This is a genomic window from Bacillus sp. LSHTCR4, assembly GCF_057197025.1.
In genome coordinates this window covers 1-3795 of the sequence record NZ_JBXUNO010000015.1, presented here as the reverse complement: position 1 = coordinate 3795, position 3795 = coordinate 1, and the positions used below count along the sequence as shown (strand labels likewise).

At 33.8% G+C, this 3795-nt stretch carries 2 protein-coding genes; one reads left to right on the top strand and one right to left on the bottom strand.

Annotated elements, in window-relative coordinates; translation table 11 throughout:
- Positions 1-1087: 1087 nt before the first annotated feature.
- Positions 1088-2044, bottom strand: a complete 957-nt coding sequence (locus AC2CGR_RS28095) for a proline dehydrogenase family protein (protein ID WP_062822538.1) — start codon at positions 2042-2044, stop codon at positions 1088-1090.
- A gap of 117 nt (positions 2045-2161) precedes the next feature.
- Here AC2CGR_RS28095 and pdxR point away from each other — a divergent pair, with 117 nt between their 5' ends.
- The gene (gene pdxR, locus AC2CGR_RS28090; RefSeq protein WP_484481375.1) at positions 2162-3574 is read left to right on the top strand and encodes a MocR-like pyridoxine biosynthesis transcription factor PdxR; all 1413 of its coding nucleotides are present in this window, start codon (positions 2162-2164) and stop codon (positions 3572-3574) included.
- The last annotated feature ends 221 nt before the right edge of the window (positions 3575-3795 follow it).

Here is a 3795-nt window from a genome sequence, read left to right as displayed (position 1 = left end):
TTCAAAGAACTACTTGGTCGCTCATTTGCGACTTCCTTATGTTAACATTTTCATCTTTCAATGTCAACTAAGTTTTTCATTTCGTTTGTCGCTTTCGATGTTGTTGTCATCGGCGACTTGTTTTATATTACACCTCTAAGTAGCAATCGTCAACACCTTTTTATAAATATATTCAAGTTAATATTTTGACACTCTCTAACCTAGAGAAGAATCTATAAAAATTACATTACTAGAAAAGCAACTTCTACTTCTCTTTAATCTCCTCTTCCAAAATATATCCAAGTTATCTTAGCCCTATAGACTTAATTTATATGAAAGGTTTTACTTAGTGAAACAAACAATATTAATAAAGACTAATGTGTAATTAAAAAGTTATTCCCCCAAATACCTCCTTGTTTATCACGCACCCCATTAGAAAGGATTAAAGATATACGTATTCTTATAATAAACAACGATACAGAAGTTCATAATAAACTTGTATACTATTCTAGTTATAGAGTTCCCCTTATATGAGGTAATCCTTACTTATCTGTTTACTCATAAATATATACAAATATACTTACTAACTATCCTGCGTCACTGAAATATCCATCTTATATCTCTTTCATCTTTAGGCCTCATCCATTTCCATACAGCCTAGTGGTAATAGCCGTTATATCCTCTTAGCAGAAACTTAAGATATGCATACAAACTACATTCGAGGTCCGAACCGATTAATAGCATTTCTTTTTCAGCATATATACAGGATTAAAAATACGAGCCTCAATTGATCTAGTATACTCAACACACCGATAGGGAACGAGTGTTCTTTTGTTTGTGTCACTTTTTATAACATTTAAGTATGTTTATCCTATACCTATGACATGTAATTTTATTGTTCTTTTATATATCCTTCATTTTGAAATACATATAGAATTACAAATTCACTTATTTCTAGCTACAAGCCTAAAATTCCGATATAAAACGAGCCAGAATTTCTAACCCGCGAAAAATCTAACTCTTATTTTTGGGACACAGCCAAAATTATTTAACTTCCTCGCAATAACCATAGCCAAAATAACCTTTACATTTAAGATAAAATGTATATTCAATATTCCCTACTCCGCTGCTCTGAAGATGAATGTATCATATCTGTCACCGCATGATATAGATTTTCTGGATGTTCAGCAATCCGGTGACATAAATACAAATACCACTCTTTCCCATAAGTCAAATATACTCTAGCGTTATGTCCTTTGTTTTTCAAATTACTTAACATATCCGGACGAATTCCATATAACATTTCTATCTCTACATTAGATTGACTAAAATATTGACGTTGTTCCATCTCTTTAATAAGAATTTCATCATGTGTAGCTATAGATACAGGGTGATTGTTTTCAATTAATTGTTCTACAATTTGAAGATACTGCTGATTTAAATCGGTTGATCTAGGCATAGCAATATCCGGAACTTCTTGATAGGCACCTTTTACAACTCGTATTTTCCCTGGATAATGTAGGAGTTCTTGAATATCATTGTTCGAGCGATATAAATGTGCCTGAATTGTTATCCCTACGTTAGGATATTGCTCTGTTGTTTTTTTATAGATAGAAAGAATGTCCTCTGCCTTAGATGATTCTTCCATACTTATCATAAGGGTAGTTCCTTGTGCATTTGCCTTCTCTGCCAACTCCATTAAATGAATATAAGATATTTCTGGATCTATAGATAATCCAATATGCGATAAATCAAGTGATACTGTTTGTTTTATAGAAAGAGCACCCACGTCCCCAATAAGATTCAAAAACTCATTTTTTGCTTTATAACACTCCTTTATATCTAGCTTATTTTCCCCTATATACTCCAGTGAAGTATGATACCCTTTTGTAATTAGTTCTTTTGCCGTCACAATCCCCTCATGTCTCGTTTCTCCGGTGACAAAGCGTTTCGCAGCTTGTAACAATAACACATAGAGCTCGGTGGATTGTTGTACATAGGATTTTATATGTTCATTTCGTGCAATCGATTTAAATGCCTGAGCTACTTGAAATTCTTTCGTCATCACATTTTCATCTCCCTTAGAACTATTTGATCCAACTATAGCATGCTAAAATGGTTCGTATTAGTACCATTTTAGCCAAATTTTTATGGTACCAATTTTGATGAAGGGAGCATTTATATGCTTTGGATACCTATTGATCGATCGTTAGATATTAGTTTAACTCGACAGGTTTATTACCAAATACGTGAGCGAATATTAAATGGAGACCTACAGTCCGGAGAAAAGTTACCATCAACACGGGAATTATCTTCTGAGTTAAACGTATCTAGGAATGTAATTTTAGAAGCTTATGATCAATTATTTTCCGAAGGTTTTTTGGTCGCTCGACAGGGAGCAGGAACATTCATTGGGGAGGGGACTTATTTAGAACAACGTAAAAAATCAACTCTAATTGATTCTTTATCTTGGTGCGAAGAAATAAACAAAGACAGTAACATCATTAATTTTCGCTCAGGGATACCAGCATTAGACTTATTTCCACGCAAGAGATGGGCAAATTTGTCTCACACAATATGGCACGAAGCACCTCCTTCTACGTTTGGATACGATATTCCCGAAGGGCGTCCCGAATTAAGAAAGGCTTTATCACGCTATTTACTAAAAACAAGAGGAGTTTTTTGTCATCCAGAACAATTAGTGATTACTTCTGGTGCAACTCAAGCTTTAACACTTGTTTCTAAATTACTTTTATCAACGGGTGATGAAGTAATAATAGAAGATCCTATTACCAATGACATTCAAACAATTTTTAAAAATTCAGGAGCCTTCCTTTATCCTATACCAGTTGATGATAATGGGATGGATACATCTTTGCTACCTGTAAATAAAAATCCAAAATTTATCTTTATTACTCCTTCTCATCAGTTTCCTTTAGGTGGAACATTACCGATTCAACGACGAGTTCAATTGATTAACTACTCAAGAAAAACAAATTGCTACCTCATTGAAGATGATTATGACAGTGAATTTCGATATGAAGGCTCACCCGTCAGTTCATTACAGGGATTGGATCCCGAGCGTGTTATATATATAGGTTCATTTAGTAAAATTTTATCACCGGCCCTTAGGATGGGATACTTAGTTCTTCCCTCACACCTTATTGAAAAATGTCGCAAAGTAAAATGGTTTTCAGATCTACATACACCTTCTTTAAATCAGCTTGTTCTTGCTAAATTTATTACCGAAGATCATTTGGAACGGCATATTATGAAGATGAAAAAACTCTATAAAAATCGAAGAAACTTCCTTATCCAGCAATTAAAATTAGCATTCTCAAATAAGATCAATATTTTCGGCTATTCTACAGGATTACACTTGATTGTTGAATTCAATCAAGTTCAATTCACAAAAGAATTACTTGAGGAAATTCAACAACTCGGAGTAAAAGTATATCCCGTGGAAGACCACGCCATTAAAAAAGGAAAACATCATAATCAAATTATTATAGGGTACGGACATTTAACAACTGAAGAAATAAAAGAAGGGGTGAACAGGCTACAGAGGGCATTATCTTGTATATATTCTTGTTAACAAATAGACAGTTTAACCAACTTGACCATATTTTTCTGAAGGTACACTATTTACATGTGAAATCATAATTAAATCAAGGTGTTTCTTGTTAGATAAACGTACTTATAGAGGCGACATTAATTACAAGATTACTTCATTAAACACAAAAAGACGAGTCATTTTGACTCGTCTTAAGCTTGCTTGGCGACGTCCTACTCTCACAGGGACAAGGTCCCAACTAC

Bases quoted from the DNA above. Each gene is read 5' to 3' on its own strand.
- pdxR (WP_484481375.1), top strand. From the start codon at position 2,162: ATGCTTTGGATACCTATTGATCGATCGTTAGATATTAGTTTAACTCGA.
- AC2CGR_RS28095 (WP_062822538.1), bottom strand. From the start codon at position 2,044: ATGACGAAAGAATTTCAAGTAGCTCAGGCATTTAAATCGATTGCACGA.